We start from the raw sequence: 14,865 nt of genomic DNA, 5'->3' as shown, positions 1-14,865 counted from the left end.
TCGCCGGAGCCGCGTCGCCGGCTCAGCGCGGGTCGGCCGAACCCGGATCGTTCGCGTCCACGATGGAGACCGGAGTGCCCAGCTCCACGGTGCGGGACACGGTGCAGAGCCGGTCGTGCGACTGCCGCAGCGAGCGAGGCAGCATCTCGCGGGCCCGGTCGCCGTCCGCGCCGTCCGGGAACGTCACCGCGAACGTGACGGTGAGGTTCTCCATCCGGTTCCCGGTCTCCGGGTCGCGGATCTTGTCGCCGCTCACCGTGACGGCGAACCGGGTCGGTTCGGCGCGACGGCTGGTCACGTGGTCGACGTCCACAGCGGTGCAGCCGCCGAGGGCCGCCAGCAGCAGCTCCACCGGCGTGAAGGTCGCGTCCTCCCCCGTACCCATCGACAGTTCGCCGCCACGGGCGTTGCGCGCCACGTATCTGCCCACGCTGGTGCGCTCGATCTCCACCGACCGGAAGGTGTCGTCACTCATGCGACGAACCTACCGAAAAGCGTTCCGCGAACGTGCGGTACACCGGGGTGCCCGGCAGCCCGTCACGCACGGCGAACACCACGAGGTCGAACCGGTCGACCACCCGGAGCGCGTCGGCGAACGCGCCGGCCACCGTCGCCGGGTCGTTCCGGAACACCCCGCACCCCCACGCGCCCAGCACCACCGTGCGATGCCCGTGCGCGGCAGCGACCTCCAGCACGCGGCGGGCCCGCCGCGCCAGCACCGCCGGCACGTCCGCGGCGCGCTCCGGCTGGTTGCGCACGATCGCGCCCAGGTTCGGTGCCGCCGCGGTCAGGAAGGACGTGGTGTACGGCCGGTCGAGCAGGTTTCCCTTGTCGTCGCGGAACACCGGCACGCCCGGGGAGTAGACGACCCGGTCGCTGTACCGCAGATCCCGCTGCCCCCTGTGGAAGGCGTAGAAGTCGGGCGCCGCGAGCAGACAGGGGTACAGCGCGGACGAGCGGGCGATGCACTCCTCCTGCGCCTTCGCGCCGCCCAGGAACCCGCCGCCCGGGTTCTTCGCCGACGCGAACACCAGACACGCCGCGCCGGGCCCGAACCGGCGGGCCGCCTGCAACGTCGACTCGTGCGTCACCTCCACGTCGCCGGCGCCGGGCGTCGCGCCGTCGAGGTGGAGGATCTCGTCCGGCAGGTGCTCACGGGTGCCGTCGACCGCGGCGCGTACGGCCGCGTCGATCGCGATGTCCTCGCCGGCGTCGTTGCGGTATCGCCCCGCTTCGGCGATCGCTACCGTCTGCCGGGCGATCTCGCGGAGGCGGCTGCTCATCCGGCACACCCGTCGATGTCATGCATGATCGGCAATCTAGGCAGTCCCCGGCGCGCACGCCAACCGATTAGCGGCCGCAGGAGTTCCGGGGTCCGGCCGCGCCTCACCGTCTGCCATCGAACAGCCGCGTTCCACCTACTGACCGAACGTGTAGCGCAGGTTCGCGTTGATCAGCTGGTTGAGGCGCTTGCGCAGGTGCCCCAGGAGCGACGGGTCGGGCAGGGGCTCGGCGACGAGCAGCGTCCAGCGCAGCCGGGTGCCTCCCCCGCCGTCGGGCACCAGGTCGAAACGCACCTGCGCATCCGGTCGCCCGGTCCACAGCGACGACCAGACGACCACACGCGGGTGCTCGGCGTGCAGGATCCGAGGCGGCTGCTCGTCGTCGAGCAGCCGCAGCCACGGACGCGCCGGGTCCCGGTCGGGCTCGGTGAGCGCCTCGAAGACGACGGCCGGTGGGGGTGGCTGGCTGCGCGCACGGCTACCGGCTTCGATCATGCCCCAGACTAGCCGGGGAACGGTCCGGCGACCGGATCGGCCGGCGGGCCTCGATCGTGCCGTGGTGGCTCGTGACGACCTCCTGGAGCAGCGCCAGACCCAGGCCGAACCGGCGGTCGCGCTCGTCCGCGCGTACGCGCTGATCGTGCGGCGGATCTACTCGGAGTGCAGTTCTGAAGCCCGGGGTTCCGTCCGCCTCCGGGAACGAGGACGTGGCGGGTTCCGGTCCGCGTGCGGCCCGGCGAAACCGGACCCGCGCCGCTCGGCCACGACGGTGCTCAGGCCGACGCTCTACTACCAACTCTTAGTAGTTCCCCTAGGATGGCGACCGCATCAGGTCGGAGCGATGGGCGCCGGGTCCATGTCTCCCTGACGAAGGGGATCAGCGGTGCCTCTCCCGCGGCGTCATCGGTCGCCGGCCCGCGGCGCGGCACGGTGGCTGCTGCTCGTGTGGCTGGCGTGCTGTCCCGCCGTGTTCGTGGTGCTCGGGTTCGCGTCGCCCGCCGCTGCGCACTTCAAGCTGCTCAAGGTCGTACCGGCAGACGGCGCACGCGTGGACGGCACGGTCACGGAGATCCGGCTGACGTTCAGCGCCCCCGGCACGCCCACCGCGGCCGGCTTCACGCTCTCCCGCGAGGGTGCTGCCGTTCCGGTGACCACGCACACCCCCGACGGGGGCCGTACGTGGCTGGTCCACCCCTCCGCCGCGTTGACCGACGGGAGGTTCACGCTGCGCTGGAGCGTGGCCGCCCCGGACGCCCATCCGCTGACCGGCGACGTCACGTTCACAGTGGTCCCGGCCGCCGCGCCACCGGGCGCGACCGCCACCCCTCGGCCCACGGCCGGTTCGCACGGGCACACCGGTCACGGTGGACCGGCCGTTCCGTCGGCGTCGCCGCCGGCCCACTCCGGCGGGCACGCCGTGGGTCACACCGCCGACGCCGACCAGGGTCCGGTGCGGTTCGTCGGCACGGCGGGGCGCTGGCTGTCCTACGGGGCGATCCTGCTCGGCGTGGGTGGTCTCGTCTTCGCGCTGACCACACTGGTGGGTACGCGCAGCGACATCCGGCTGGTCCAGGTCTGGGTCCGCATCGCCGGGCTGACGGTGGTGGCCGGCGTGCTGCTCGAACTGGCGGCGCTGGCGGCCGTGTTCGGCGGGGGCGGTCTCGCCTCGGCGGTCAGCGTGCAGGCGCTGACCGCGCTCGGCCGTACACCGGTCGCCACCGGACTGGGTCTGCGGTTCGCCGGCGCGGCCGGGCTGCTCGTGGCCGGTTCCCTGGAGGCGGCGCTGATCCGGGGCCGGCACGCGGTCGGCCGGCACGCCGTGGTGACGGTCGCCGCGATCCCGACCGCCCCTCGCCCCCTTGTCGTGCCGCCCACCGGCGACGTGAGCGGCGACGAGGTCCAGCGGGTACGCGCGCGAGCGGTCCGGCCGGTGCTCCTCGGCGTCACGGTGGCTCTGCTGCTCGGTTCGTTCCTGTTCGACGGGCACACCGTCACCGCCGGGCCACGGGCGATCGTCGTGGCGGCGGACGTGGCGCACACCGTCGCCGCGGCGGTGTGGGTCGGCGGGGTTCTGCTCCTGGCGGCGCTGCTGCTGGGGCGTGCGCGCCTCGGTGTGCCGACGGGCGCCGCCGAGATGGCGGTGCGGTTCTCCGTCCCGGCCACCGCGGCGGTGACGCTCACGGGCGTCGCCGGTGCCGCGTTGACGCTGGCGATCCTGGACCGGCCCGGTCACCTGGTGAGCACCGGGTGGGGACGGGTACTCCTGGTCAAGGTCGCGCTGGTGGCGGTGGTGGCCGTCGTCGGGCTCTACAACAGCAGGCGGGTGGTGCCCCGGCTGGACGACCCCACTCCGGAGGGCATGCGTCGCCTGCGCCGCACGGTGCTGGCGGAGGCGGTGCTGATGGTCGCCGTCCTGCTGGCCACCGCCGTCCTGGTCAACACCGGCATGTAGGCCGGGCCCGCGCCGCCGGGGCGCTCGGGGTCTACAGGCAGAACAGGATGCCGGTGACCACGCCGGCGCCCAGGGGTGCCGCCAGGGCGGTCGAGGCGAGCAGGGCGCGGGCGGGCAGGTTGCGACGGTGCGGGCGGCGTCCCTGGAGGCGCTGCAGCCGGATCGCCACGTCGGCGCCGGCCATCGACAGCGCCGACGGCGGGCGCGGCGCGTCGGCGAAGGTGAGCAACGCGTCGCGCACGGCGGTCGGGCCGCATTCGCGGACGGCGGCGGCGTCGGCGCGCAGTTCGACCAGCAGGCGCACGGCTGCGGGCGCCTGGCGGGTCAGGGGCAGCCACGGTACGGCGGCGGCGAGCCCTTCCACGGCGGCCACCAGGAGATGGTGATGCTCCCGCAGGTGTGCCCGCTCGTGGCTGAGCACCGCGGCGAGCTGGTCCGCCGGCAGGTCACCGGCGGCGCTGGCCAGGACCGTCAGCCCGCCGGACCCGCCGAGGCTGTAGGCCATCGGGGTCGGGTGCGGGATCCACAGCACCGGCGCCTCACCGCGCTCCGGCGGGCCGCCGGCGAGCGTGAGCAGGTCGGCGTGGGCGCGACGAGCACGGTGGGCGCGCATCGCCCGGCGGGTGCTCGTCACCGTGAACCGGGCGAGCACGGCCAGCAGGAGCAGCGCTCCGGCCGCCCCGACGATCTCGTCGACGGCGGGCGGCCGGCTGGGTTGCGCCCAGTGCCAGCAGATGCGGGCGAGGTCGTGCAGCGCCCACTGCCGGGTGCTGGCGGGGGCGAGGAGCATCACGGTGGCGAGGACGAAGGTGCCGATCACCGCGACGATCAGGCCGAGCCAGCCGAGCAGCATCGCGACGGGGTCGGCGACGTGCCGGAAGCACAGCCGCAACGCGGCGGGCCCACACCAGGCGACCACCGCCGCGCCGGTGACGAGGGCGAGCGCGAGGCTCACGCCTCGGACTCCCGCTCGTCGAGGACCTGCCGCAGGATGTGCAGTTCGTGGTCGGAGGCGGACCGGGCGAAGTGCAGGAGCACCAGGTCGGGGTGGGTGCTCGTCTCGACGACCCGGCGCAGTGTCCGCGCGATGATCTCCTCGCGGGTGCCGGCGGCCCGGTAGCGGTAGGCCTTGCCGTCCTTCTCGCGTACGGCCCAGCCCTTGCGGTGCAGGTTGTCCAGCACGGTGAGCACCGTCGTGTACGCCAGGACCCGGTCGGTGGTCACCGCGTCGAGCACGTCACGCACGAGCACGGGCTCGGGGGCACGCCACAGGACGTCCATCACCGCCGATTCGAGTCTGCCCAGTTCCGCCACGTGCTCTCCCTTCGTGCCGGTCAGGGTACGTCAGGTGTCGTGACGGTGCGGCCGGTCCCGAGGCCGGGACCGGCCGCACCCGGTCGCCTACAGGCGGTCGAGGATCTTCTGCAGGGTCTGCACCTCGGCGGCCTGATCCGAGGCGATCGTGGCGGCCAGCGCCTTGGCCTCGGGGTTGCTCCCGTCGGCCTGCTCGGTCCTGGCCATGTCGATGGCGCCCTTGTGGTGGGCGATCATCATCTCGGCGAACATCTTGTCGAACGCGGGGCCCTTCGCCGCGGCGAGATCCCTCATCTGCTGCTCGGACATCATGCCGGGCATCCCCGCGTCCATCCCCGGCATGCCGTGCCCGGGTGTGGCGCTCATGCCGGGCATGCTGTGGTCGCTGGGCAGGTCCGTGGGCTTGCCCCAGGCCGTGAGCCACCCCTTCATGGTGGCGATCTCCGGATCCTGCGCCGCCTTGATCTTCGCGGCCAGGTTCTTCAGTTCGCTGTCGCTCGCGCGCGCCGGGGCCAGGTCGGCCATCGTCACCGCCTGCTGGTGGTGCGGGATCATCATCTGCGCGAACATCACGTCCGCGTCGTTGACTGTGGCGTCCGCGGAGGCCGAGGTGCCCGCCGCGGAACTGCTGCCGGTGCCGTGCGTCATGCCGCCGGTGTCGTCCCCGCCGCCGCAGGCGGCGGTGGCGAGCAGGGCGGACAGGGCGACGCCCGCGAAGGCGGCGCGGCGCAGGATGGTCGGTTTCATCGGTACGTGGTCCTTGTCGTGAGGTGTGCCGGAACGTGAGTCGTCGGGTCCGGGCGAGACGCCGGACCGTGTTCTCCTCACGTGCGCAGGACCGTGACGGCTCGCAGGAGCAGCCCGATGGGCCGGCGGGGTGGACCCCGGTCCGGGCGGAACCCGTGTGATCGAGGGCCGGTCGGCGTGCCGGGGCCGCGTCGGGGCCGCCACAGCAGGGCCAGGGCGCCGAGGGCGAGCGCGCCGCCCAGCACCGCCAGGCACACGGTGAACACGTGCGTCCCGTCGTGGCGTCCGGGCGAACTGTCGTCTCCGTGTGCGGCGTCGGGCGCGGCGGCGATCTCGCGGGCGGCGTCGGCGGCGTGGCCGGTGCTCCCGTGTACGGCGCTGGCGTGGGCGGCGTCGGGTCCGGCCGGGTGGCCGAAGGTGTGCATGCCGAAGACCCCGAGCGTCACGGCGACGAACAGCGCCAGCCGCAGCAGCGGGTGAGCCTGTCCCATCCCGCCCCCTCCGCACGTCCGCCTCGACATCAGCTTCTACTACAGACGCATAGTAGATGGGATGTCGCGGTGGCCGGGCGCGGGTACGGCAAACGCGCACAAGCCGCTGCCGGGAACGACTACGTGACGCGGTAGGCGGTGTAGCGCACCCGGTCGGCCTCGCGGATCGCCGACGCGACGAAGACGCACTGCTCCAGCACGGTCAGCGCGGGCACCGACGTCTCCAGTCGTACGCCCAGCCGGAAGTAGTACTCGGCGGGGTCGACCGCGTCGCCGCGCAGCAACGCCTCGAGGACCTCCGGGCGTCCGCTGCGGACGCCGAACGTGCGGAGGTAGACGTGACCGCCGTCGGTGGTGCGCGCCGAGTAGCGGGTGTCGATCTCGATCGCGCCGTCCGGGCGGACCAGTTGCCAGTCGGCGCCACCGGGAAGGATGTCGGCCTCGAACAGGCCGGTGACCCGGCCGCCGACGACGGGCACCACGCGGCGGTGACCCGCGCGCGTCATACCGTGGTCCTCCAGCGCGCCGAGCCGGACCTCCACCTCGAACGCGGCCTCCAGTCCGGGAACCGGCGGGGCGCTCACCGGGCCCCGGCCGGCTGCTCGGCGCGGCGGACGGCGCGTCGGCGCGTACTCATGGGGTGTCCTTGGTCTGCGCGAGCGCGTCGCGGAGGCGTTCCAGCGCGGGCACCGCGGCGGCGAGGGCCGCGCGGTCCTCGGCCGGCAGGGTGGCCGCGGCGCGGGCGACCAGGTCTCCGCTCGCGAGGTCGAAGCGGTCGAACAGGTCGAGGGCCTTCGGGGTGGCGAGGACGTCGACGTGGCGGTGGTTGCCGGGACGGGGGCGTCGCTCGACGAGACCGTTGCCCTCCATCGTGGTCAGCAGGTTGCTGACCGTCGAGCGGCTCAGGCGCAGTCGTTCGGCCAGCTCGCCGGGACCGGACACGGTGCCCCGGGGCAGGGCCCGCACGATCTCGATCTGCGCGTCCGGGATCTCCGGCAGGTGCTCGGCGGCGCGGGCGGCGGCGAGCAGCGTGCGGCGCAGCGGCGAGATCACCGACGCCAGTCGCGCCGCGTCCAGCTCGGTCGGCTCCGGGCCGGTCACGGCAGGACACCGGAGAAGACGGTCGGCGTCAGGGAGGCCCGTTCGTTGAGGTCGGCGGGCAGGAAGCCGGCCGCCTTCTTGTAGCCGGTGGCGATCTCGGTGAGTTCCTCCGGCGGGATGACGTCGTGGACGTGGTCGAAGCCGTCGGGCGCGCGCTCGTGGGCGAGCACCATCACCTGCTCCGGGCCCTGCCGCCTGTTGCTCAGCACGAGCGCGGTGGTCGCCGGCCGCCGGTCCGCCTCGTAGGCGTCGAGCGCCGCCCGCACCGTCGGCGCGGTGGCGAGGTGGAAGGCGAGGGTACGCGCGTCGAGGATCGCCTGCGACGCCCCGTTGGAACCGTTCGGATACATCGGGTGCGCCGCGTCCCCGAGCAGCGTCGTGTTCCCGTGGGTCCAGGTGTCGATCGGGTCGCGGTCCACCATGGGGTATTCGAGGATCTCGTCGGCGGCGGCGAGCAGTGCCGGCACGTCGAGCCACGGGAAACGCCAGCCCGCGAAGAGGGAGACGACCGGCGCGGGGTCGACCGTCCGGTTCCAGTCCGCGTTCGGCCCGGCGAAACCGGGCCCGCGCCGCTCGGCGACGACGTTGACCAGGCCGGCACCGATCGGGTACGCGACGAACTTCTGTTCCGCGTCCCCCGCCATGATCATGGTTCGCCCGTCCAGGAAGCCGGGCGCCCGTGCCGTGCCCCGCCACAGCGTCAGCCCGTTCCAGAGCGGCGGCCCCTCGCCGGGATGGTGTTGCCCGCGCAACGCGGAGTGGATGCCGTCCGCTCCGACGATCAGGTCGCCCGCGACGCTCGCCTCCCCCGCCGCCGTCGCGAAGTGCGCGACGCCGTCGCGGACGCCGACGAGCCGGTGCCCGGTGCGCACCGCGTCGGGCCCCAGCCGTTCCCGCACCACGTCGAGCAGTTCCATCTGGAACCGGCCACGGTGCACGGATAGCTGCGGCCAGCGATATCCGGCGTCCAGTCCGCGCGGTTCGCTCCAGATCTGCTGACCGTGCCGGTTGTAGTAGGCAAGCGTGCCGGGGGCGGCGCCCAGCCTTTCCACCCGGTGACCGAGGCCCAATTCGGTCAGCTCGCGAACGGCGTGCGGAAGCAGATTGATCCCGACGCCGAGTGGGCGCAACACTTCGGCCCGCTCGTAGACCGTGATCTCACGGAATCCGGCCCGGTGCAGGCTGAGAGCGGTGGTGAGGCCACCGATCCCCGCGCCCACGATCACGATCGCCAATCGTCGCTCCCTCCGCCACCGGACCACCAACCGCACAGTTTGGTCACAAAATCGTCACGCGTCAAGACGTATTCCCATGGCGTTCCGACCACTCGTCGCGCAATGCGATTCGCCTTATCGGAATTCTTGACAATCAATCACCTCTGCATGACGCTGATCGACGCGGTCGGATGGTTCACCTCACCTCACCGGCCCTCACTCCTCCGGATGCACCAGCGCTTCGCACGGAAGGGCTCGTCCATGAAGAAGGTCACCGCCCTCGCTGTTCTCGCCGGCGTCGCGATCGCCCTGACCGGCTGCACGGACTCCGACGCCACCGATCCGTCCCCCGGGGCGAGCGGCGACCTGCGCAAGGTCCGCGTGGCCGCGTTGCCGATCAGCGAGACCGCCGCGCTGTGGGGCGGCATCAAGGCGGGCATCTTCCGGGAGCAGGGGCTCGACGTGGAGGTCGTGCCCGCGCAGGGCGGCGCACAGGCCATCCCGGCGCTACTAAACGGCGACATCGACTTCGCCATCGGTCAGCCGTTCGGCCCGTTCCGCGCCGACCTGCAGAACCTCGGCGTAATGATCATCGGGAACTACGCGTCGTCCTACGCCGACGGTGACGACATCAACGCCGTGGTGGCGTCGGCGAAGTCGGGTATCACCCGGCCCGCCCAGCTCGCCGGCCGCAAGGTGTCGGTGAACAGCCTGGGCGCCGCCGGCGACGTCACGATCATGGCGGCGGTCGAGAAGGACGGCGGCGATCCGGCGAAGGTCGAGTTCGTCGAGGTGGCCTTCCCGGACGCAGCGGCCCAGCTCGCCGCCGGCAACATCGACGCCGCCTGGGTGACCGAGCCGTTCATCACCCAGATGCGCAAGCGCGGTGACGTCCTCGTGGTCGCCCCGTACCAGGCCACCGTCCCCGGGCTCACCACCCTGACGACGATCACATCGAGCAAGCTGAAGGACTCCGACGCCGACCTGGTCGCGGACTTCTCGGCGGCGATGAAGAAGACGCTCACCTGGGCCAAGGATCCGGCGAACGAGAAGGATCTGCGTCAGGCCATCAAGGACAATCTCGAACTGCCGGAGGCGGTGGCGGACTCCGTGCGGCTCCCGGCGTTCGGGTGGGAGCTCGACCGGGCCGGCCTGGAGCAACTGGCGACGCTCGCCCAGAAGTACCGCGTCCTCGACCGGCGGCCCGACTTCGACCGTCTCATCCAGCAGCAGTAGCCGGCCGATGCGCAAGATCCTGCTGGGCGCCGCGGGCCTGCTGGGGTTCCTCGTCGTCTGGCAACTGATCCCGACGCTGGGACTGGTCGACCCGGACTACCTGCCGTACGCCACCGACGTGTTCGGGCGGTTGGCCCAGGAGGTCCGCGACCTGGCGTTCTGGCGGCGGGTCCGGCTCACCATGACCTCGTGGGCGATCGGCCTGACGGTGGCGACGCTCGCCGCGGTCGCGCTGGGGACAGTGGTCGGGATGGTGCCGTTCCTGCGCCGCGCCACGCACACGACAGTCGAGTTCCTGCGGCCGGTGCCGTCGGTCGCGCTGATCCCCCTCGCCGTGCTGATGTTCGGCCTGCAGATGCGCGCCGCGCTCGTCATCATCGTCTACGCGGCGTTCTGGCAGGTGTTCGTGCAGGTGATCTACGGCGTCGCCGACGTCGACACCGTCGCCCGGGACACCGCGCGCAGTTTCGGCCTCACCCGCGCCGAACGTCTGCGATACCTCGTCCTGCCGACCGCGCTGCCGTACCTGATGACCGGCCTGCGTCTCGGCGCGGCGGTCGCGCTCATCCTGGCCGTCACCGCGGAGATGGTGATCGGCAACCCCGGCCTCGGGCGCATGATCGAACTCTCCCGCTCCGCCGGGGACGCGGTCGGCCTGTACGGCCTCGTCGTGGTCACCGGGCTGCTCGGGCTGCTGGTGAACGTCGTGTTCCGCTTCGTCGAACGGCGCTCGCTGGCCTGGCACCAGTCGGTGCTCGCGGACGAGGCGACCCGATGACCGCCGTCGGCGCGGGCCGGGCCCGCCCGCGCGGCCTGGGCGTCCGGGTCGCCGAGAACGTCCTGTTCGCGGTCGGGCTTCCCGTCCTGACCGTGGCGCTCTGGGCCGTCTGGTCCACCCGGTCGACGAACCGGTTCCTCGTCGGCCCCGGCACGCTCCTCGACGCGTTCCGGCAGACCTGGATCGGCCCGGCGTTCGTCGACGACGTCCTGCCCAGCCTGTACCGGCTCCTGATCGGACTGTTCGCGTCGATCCTCCTCGGCGTCGTCGCCGGCGTCGTCATCGGCCGGTTCCGCCCGCTACGCGAGATCCTCGAACCGCTGCTGGAGTTCTTCCGCGCGATTCCGCCACCCGTACTGATCCCGGTCGCGATGCTGCTGCTCGGCATCACCGACACCATGAAGGTCGTCGTCATCACCTCCGGCGCGATCTGGCCGATCCTGCTGAACACGATCGAAGGCGTCCGGGCGACCGACAGCGTGATGATAGAGACCGCGTCCTCGTTCCGGATCTCCCGGTGGGACCGGCTGTGGCGGCTGATCCTCCCGGCGGCGAGCCCGCGCATCATGACCGGCGTACGGCAGGCGCTCTCGGTGGCCCTGATCCTCATGGTCATCTCGGAGATGTTCGCGTCGTCAGCCGGCCTCGGCTACCGGATCGCCTACTTCCAGCGGAACTACCTCATCGCCGAAATGTGGAGCGGGATCCTGCTGCTCGGCCTCATCGGCGTCGCCCTCGCCGTGGTCTTCGGTGTCGTCGAACGCCGCGTCCTGCGCTGGTACCACGGAATGAAGGAGGTCACCCGTGCCTGACGGAAGCCCTCTGCTGCGGGTCGAGCACCTGCGGAAGGTCTATACCTCCGGCCGGGGCGAGGTCGAGGCGATCGGGGACATCAGCTTCACCATGGACCCCGGCGAGCTGCTGTGCGTCGTCGGCCCCTCGGGCTGCGGGAAGACCACGCTCCTGAAATGCCTCGCCGGGCTGCTCCGCCCCACCAGCGGCCTCGTCGAGATGGAGGGGTCGCCGGTGACCGGGCCGAGCCCGGCGATGGCGGTGGTCTTCCAGGAGTACGGCCGCAGCCTCTACCCGTGGCTGACGGTCCGCGGCAACGTGGAGCTTCCGCTCCGCCACAAGAAGCTCTCCCGCGCCGAACGCGCCCGGACGGTCGCCGACGCCCTCGACGCGGTCGGGCTGTCGCAGTCGGCGCGCAGCCATCCGTGGCAGCTCTCCGGCGGCATGCAGCAGCGGGTCGCTATCGCGCGCGCCATCGCGTACCAGCCGGACGTGCTGATCATGGACGAGCCGTTCGCCGCCGTGGACGCGCAGACCCGCGCCGACCTGGAGGACCTCGTCCGCGAACTGCACCTGACCCGTGGCATCTCCACCGTCTTCGTGACGCACGACATCGACGAGTCGGTCTATCTGGGCCAGCGCGTGCTCGTCCTGTCGAACTCGCCGACCCGGGTGCAGGAGGACCTCGTCATCGACCTCCCCCGGGAACGCGACCAGCTCACCACCCGGGCCCTGCCCCGGTTCACCGAACTGCGGACCCACGTCTACGAGCAGATCCAGCGGGCCAAGCGCGGGCCGGCCGCGACGCCACAGCCGGCGCCCTGACGGTGCCTCGCCGGTCGCGGCAACGGATCAGGTAGCCGGTCGCACGGGCGCGGGCCGGCCCAGTGCCCCGGCCGATCCGCGGACGCCGATGCTCGGCGCCATCGAGGGCCGAAGGTCCCGCGGCTTGCGGTCTGCGGCCCCCGGTGAACGAGCCCGGCGGGGCCTAACCTGGGTCCGGACAAGACGAGATCAGTGGAAGGAAGCACGGTGACCGCGGTCGAATCCGAACTCCGTACGCTCGCCGAACTCGACGACACCGAACTCGCCCGTCTGGACGCGTGGTGGCGGGCGAACAACTACCTGACCATCGGTCAGATCTACCTGCAGGGCAACCCACTGCTGCGCGAGCCCCTCGCGGCTGAACACATCAAGCCGCGCCTGCTCGGCCACTGGGGAACCAGCCCCGGCCTGTCGCTGATCTACGCGCACGTCTCCCGGCTGATCCGGCACACCGGCCAGCAAACCATCTACCTGGCCGGTCCGGGTCACGGCGGGCCGGCACTGGTGGCCGCCGGCTACCTGGAGGGCACCTACAGCGAGATCTACCCGGACGTCAGCCAGGACGAGGCCGGGATGCTGCGCCTGTTCCGGCAGTTCTCCAGCCCCGGCGGTATCCCGTCGCACGTGTCGGTGACCACCCCGGGTTCCATTCACGAGGGCGGTGAACTGGGCTACGTCCTGGTTCATGCATTCGGCGCGGTCATGGACAACCCGGACCTGCTGGCCATCGCGGTGGTGGGCGACGGCGAGGCCGAGACCGGGCCCCTGGAGGGATCGTGGAAGGGCGTGTCCTTCCTCAACCCGGAGCGCGACGGCGCGGTCCTGCCGATCCTGCACCTCAACGACGCCAAGATCTCCGGACCCACCGTGCTGGGGCGCAAGGATCCCGAGGAGGTACGCCACCTGCTGCGGGGCCACGGTTACGACGTCATCGAGGTCGAGGGCTCCGACCTGCCCGGCATGCACCACCGCTTCGCCGCCGCCCTGGCCGCCGCCTGGACGAGGATCCGCGACATCCAGACCGCCGCCCGTGACGGCTCCTGGGACGGTACGCGTCCGACCTGGCCGCTGATCATCCTGCGGTCGCCGAAGGGCTGGACCGGGCCGGACACCGTCGACGGCGTCACCGTCACCGGGACGTGGCGCTCCCACCAGGTGCCGCTGTCCGGCGTCAAGGACAATCCGGAGCACCTCGCGCTGCTGGAGCGCTGGCTCAGGTCGTACCGTCCGGAGGAGCTGTTCGACTCCACCGGCGCGCCCGTGGCGCTGGTCCGGGACCAGGCCCCCGACGGTGACCTGCGGATGAGCGCCAGCCCGCACGCGAACGGCGGGCTGCTCACCCGGGATCTGGACCTCCCGGACTTCCGTTCCTACGCGATCGAGGTGTCCCAGCCGGCGCACCAGCGGGCCGAATCGACGCGCAAGCTGGGCGAGATGATGCGCGACATCTACGCCCGCAACGCCGACCGGTTCCGGTTGTTCTGTCCGGACGAGACGAACAGCAACCGCCTCGGCGGCGTCTTCGACGTCTCCGACCGCGCCTTCATGGAGCGGGTGACGCCGGACGACGTGGCGATCAGCCGCGACGGCCGGGTCATGGAGGTGCTCAGCGAGCACAACTGCCACGGTTGGCTCGAGGGCTACAACCTGACCGGCCGGCACGGCATGTTCGCCACCTACGAGGCGTTCGCCATGGTCAGCGCCTCGCAGACGGTGCAGCACGGCAAGTGGCTGCAGGAGGCCAAGCACCTGCCGTGGCGCGCGAAGGTGCCGAGCCTCAACGTGCTGCTGACCTCGACGGCGTGGCGCAACGACCACAACGGCTTCTCCCACCAGGGCCCGGGCCTGATCCAGGTGGTGCTCACCCAGCGCGGCGACGTCGCCCGGGTCTACCTGCCGCCGGACGCCAACACCCTGCTGTCGGTGGCCGACCACTGCTTCCGGTCGCGGTCGTACATCAACCTGATCGTCATCGACAAGCAGCCGCAGTTGCAGTACCTCTCCATGGACGAGGCGATCGAGCACTGCGCGCGCGGCGCGGGGATCTGGGAGTGGGCCGGCACCGACGACGGCACCAGCGACCCCGACATCGTCCTCGCCTGCGCCGGTGACGTCGTCACCATGGAGACGGTCGCGGCGGCGCAGATCCTGCGCGACCGGCTGCCCGGTCTGAAGGTGCGCGTCGTCAACGTGGTCAACCTGATGACCCTGGTCCGGCCCAAGGACCACCCGCACGGCATGAGCGAGACCCTGTTCACCGAGCTGTTCACCGACGACGTCGACGTGGTCTTCTCCTTCCACGGCTACCCCGGCGCGATCCACCAGCTCGTCCACGGCCGCCCGGACGCGGACCGGTTCCGCGTGCGCGGCTTCATCGAGCAGGGCACGACCACCACCCCGTTCGACATGACGGTGCGCAATAAGGCGTCGCGCTACCACCTCGTGATGGACGCCATCAACAACGCCAAGCGGCTGCCGCGCGGTGCGGCGGACCTCAAGACGTGGTGCCGCAGTCAGCTCGACCGCCACGAGGCGTACGTGGTGGAGCACCTGGAGGACATGCCCGAGGTCCGCGACTGGGCCCTGGGCGACTGGGCCGCACGCGGCTGATTTCGATCGGACGGTGGCGCCG

Annotated in this window: 16 protein-coding genes; 6 read left to right on the top strand and 10 right to left on the bottom strand. The window is 72.0% G+C overall.

Translation table 11 applies throughout. The features are described 5' to 3' along the window. Positions 1-22 precede the first annotated feature (22 nt). The 3 genes from ACPCK6_RS22925 to ACPCK6_RS22915 form a co-directional block, all read right to left on the bottom strand. Positions 23-475 (bottom strand): OsmC family protein, encoded by a 453-nt coding sequence (locus ACPCK6_RS22925; protein WP_396884171.1) that lies wholly within the window; start codon positions 473-475, stop codon positions 23-25. After that, the gene (locus tag ACPCK6_RS22920; protein ID WP_423482182.1) at positions 468-1,283 is read right to left on the bottom strand and encodes a TIGR02452 family protein; all 816 of its coding nucleotides are present in this window, start codon (positions 1,281-1,283) and stop codon (positions 468-470) included. Before ACPCK6_RS22920 ends, ACPCK6_RS22925 begins: the two co-directional genes overlap by 8 nt. Before the next feature lie 135 nt (positions 1,284-1,418). Beyond that, on the bottom strand, positions 1,419-1,778 hold the full coding sequence (locus ACPCK6_RS22915) for an SRPBCC family protein (protein ID WP_423482181.1): 360 nt from the start codon (positions 1,776-1,778) through the stop codon (positions 1,419-1,421). A gap of 448 nt (positions 1,779-2,226) precedes the next feature. Between ACPCK6_RS22915 and ACPCK6_RS22910 the strand changes: the two genes are divergently transcribed. After that, on the top strand, positions 2,227-3,735 hold the full coding sequence (locus ACPCK6_RS22910) for a copper resistance CopC/CopD family protein (RefSeq protein ID WP_423482185.1): 1,509 nt from the start codon (positions 2,227-2,229) through the stop codon (positions 3,733-3,735). A 31-nt stretch (positions 3,736-3,766) separates the two neighbouring features. Here ACPCK6_RS22910 and ACPCK6_RS22905 read toward each other — a convergent pair whose 3' ends face one another. The 7 genes from ACPCK6_RS22905 to ACPCK6_RS22875 form a co-directional block, all read right to left on the bottom strand. Further along, a complete protein-coding gene (locus ACPCK6_RS22905) occupies positions 3,767-4,690 on the bottom strand; it encodes a M56 family metallopeptidase (protein WP_423482180.1) in 924 nt (307 codons plus the stop codon). Beyond that, positions 4,687-5,049: a BlaI/MecI/CopY family transcriptional regulator gene (locus ACPCK6_RS22900; RefSeq protein ID WP_318333601.1), complete on the bottom strand. Its 363-nt coding sequence runs from the start codon at positions 5,047-5,049 to the stop codon at positions 4,687-4,689. Before ACPCK6_RS22900 ends, ACPCK6_RS22905 begins: the two co-directional genes overlap by 4 nt. A gap of 87 nt (positions 5,050-5,136) precedes the next feature. Next, positions 5,137-5,796, bottom strand: coding sequence for a DUF305 domain-containing protein (locus ACPCK6_RS22895; RefSeq protein WP_423482179.1), 660 nt, complete (start codon positions 5,794-5,796; stop codon positions 5,137-5,139). 77 nt (positions 5,797-5,873) lie between these two features. Next, positions 5,874-6,287 carry a DUF6153 family protein gene (locus ACPCK6_RS22890; RefSeq protein WP_423482178.1) on the bottom strand — a complete coding sequence of 138 codons (414 nt, stop codon included), beginning with the start codon at positions 6,285-6,287 and terminating at the stop codon, positions 5,874-5,876. Positions 6,288-6,406: 119 nt separating this feature from the next. Beyond that, positions 6,407-6,871 (bottom strand): DUF3237 domain-containing protein, encoded by a 465-nt coding sequence (locus ACPCK6_RS22885; protein WP_423482177.1) that lies wholly within the window; start codon positions 6,869-6,871, stop codon positions 6,407-6,409. Positions 6,872-6,920: 49 nt separating this feature from the next. After that, positions 6,921-7,388 carry a MarR family winged helix-turn-helix transcriptional regulator gene (locus tag ACPCK6_RS22880; RefSeq protein WP_355514480.1) on the bottom strand — a complete coding sequence of 156 codons (468 nt, stop codon included), beginning with the start codon at positions 7,386-7,388 and terminating at the stop codon, positions 6,921-6,923. After that, a complete protein-coding gene (locus tag ACPCK6_RS22875; protein ID WP_423482184.1) occupies positions 7,385-8,614 on the bottom strand; it encodes a flavin-dependent oxidoreductase in 1,230 nt (409 codons plus the stop codon). Before ACPCK6_RS22875 ends, ACPCK6_RS22880 begins: the two co-directional genes overlap by 4 nt. A gap of 249 nt (positions 8,615-8,863) precedes the next feature. On the opposite strand from ACPCK6_RS22875, the gene ACPCK6_RS22870 reads away from it, so the two are divergent. From ACPCK6_RS22870 to ACPCK6_RS22850, 5 genes are all read left to right on the top strand, one after another. Beyond that, positions 8,864-9,838 carry an ABC transporter substrate-binding protein gene (locus tag ACPCK6_RS22870; RefSeq protein ID WP_423482176.1) on the top strand — a complete coding sequence of 325 codons (975 nt, stop codon included), beginning with the start codon at positions 8,864-8,866 and terminating at the stop codon, positions 9,836-9,838. 7 nt (positions 9,839-9,845) lie between these two features. Further along, positions 9,846-10,616: an ABC transporter permease gene (locus ACPCK6_RS22865; protein ID WP_423482175.1), complete on the top strand. Its 771-nt coding sequence runs from the start codon at positions 9,846-9,848 to the stop codon at positions 10,614-10,616. Beyond that, complete coding sequence (locus ACPCK6_RS22860; protein ID WP_423482174.1) at positions 10,613-11,428, top strand: ABC transporter permease; 816 nt, start codon at positions 10,613-10,615, stop codon at positions 11,426-11,428. The genes ACPCK6_RS22865 and ACPCK6_RS22860 overlap by 4 nt, the downstream gene beginning before the upstream one ends. Then, complete coding sequence (locus tag ACPCK6_RS22855; protein ID WP_396884160.1) at positions 11,421-12,233, top strand: ABC transporter ATP-binding protein; 813 nt, start codon at positions 11,421-11,423, stop codon at positions 12,231-12,233. The genes ACPCK6_RS22860 and ACPCK6_RS22855 overlap by 8 nt, the downstream gene beginning before the upstream one ends. 207 nt (positions 12,234-12,440) lie before the next feature. Beyond that, positions 12,441-14,843, top strand: a complete 2,403-nt coding sequence (locus tag ACPCK6_RS22850) for a phosphoketolase family protein (protein ID WP_423482173.1) — start codon at positions 12,441-12,443, stop codon at positions 14,841-14,843. Positions 14,844-14,865: the final 22 nt, after the last annotated feature.

It is taken from the genome of Micromonospora sp. AB353, from assembly GCF_049538395.1.
GTDB lineage: Bacteria > Actinomycetota > Actinomycetes > Mycobacteriales > Micromonosporaceae > Micromonospora > Micromonospora aurantiaca.
Note: the sequence above shows the minus strand (reverse complement) of the source record. Positions and strands in the feature narration are given on the sequence as shown.

What these genes read in the sequence shown, in the direction of transcription:
- ACPCK6_RS22925 (WP_396884171.1), bottom strand. Translation starts at nt 475, where the DNA reads ATGAGTGACGACACCTTCCGGTCGGTGGAGATCGAGCGCACCAGCGTG.
- ACPCK6_RS22920 (WP_423482182.1), bottom strand. Translation starts at nt 1,283, where the DNA reads ATGAGCAGCCGCCTCCGCGAGATCGCCCGGCAGACGGTAGCGATCGCC.
- ACPCK6_RS22915 (WP_423482181.1), bottom strand. Translation starts at nt 1,778, where the DNA reads ATGATCGAAGCCGGTAGCCGTGCGCGCAGCCAGCCACCCCCACCGGCC.
- ACPCK6_RS22895 (WP_423482179.1), bottom strand. Translation starts at nt 5,796, where the DNA reads ATGAAACCGACCATCCTGCGCCGCGCCGCCTTCGCGGGCGTCGCCCTG.
- ACPCK6_RS22890 (WP_423482178.1), bottom strand. Translation starts at nt 6,287, where the DNA reads ATGGGACAGGCTCACCCGCTGCTGCGGCTGGCGCTGTTCGTCGCCGTG.
- ACPCK6_RS22870 (WP_423482176.1), top strand. Translation starts at nt 8,864, where the DNA reads ATGAAGAAGGTCACCGCCCTCGCTGTTCTCGCCGGCGTCGCGATCGCC.
- ACPCK6_RS22865 (WP_423482175.1), top strand. Translation starts at nt 9,846, where the DNA reads ATGCGCAAGATCCTGCTGGGCGCCGCGGGCCTGCTGGGGTTCCTCGTC.
- ACPCK6_RS22860 (WP_423482174.1), top strand. Translation starts at nt 10,613, where the DNA reads ATGACCGCCGTCGGCGCGGGCCGGGCCCGCCCGCGCGGCCTGGGCGTC.